The sequence below is a fragment of the Flagellimonas flava genome (assembly GCF_050617915.1).
GTDB lineage: Bacteria > Bacteroidota > Bacteroidia > Flavobacteriales > Flavobacteriaceae > Flagellimonas > Flagellimonas flava_A.
On record NZ_JBODQE010000084.1, the window covers coordinates 1 to 262 of the forward strand.

At 42.7% G+C, this 262-nt stretch carries 1 protein-coding gene; it reads left to right on the top strand.

What is annotated here, in order from left to right; genetic code table 11:
• On the top strand, positions 1-262 hold a 262-nt coding region (gene rmuC, locus ACRHOZ_RS21070), incomplete at both ends, for a DNA recombination protein RmuC (protein ID WP_431130267.1).

A 262-nucleotide genomic window follows, 5' to 3' on the forward strand; every position in this document is an offset into this window, starting at 1 on the left:
ATGAGCGTTACACCAATGCAGACTATGCAGCCAAACACAAACATTTGAAAGACCATATCAAGTCCTTGGGAAAACACGTGCAGCAGCTTTGCTCCAAAAAATACGAGGATCTCTATGAAATGGAAAGTCCGCATTTTGTGTTGCTTTTTGTTCCCATTGAACCTGCCTTTGCCGTAGGCACCAACCAGGATAGTTCATTATATGTAAAGGCATTTGTACAGAATATTGTTATCGTCACCCCTTCTACCTTGTTGGCTCCCCT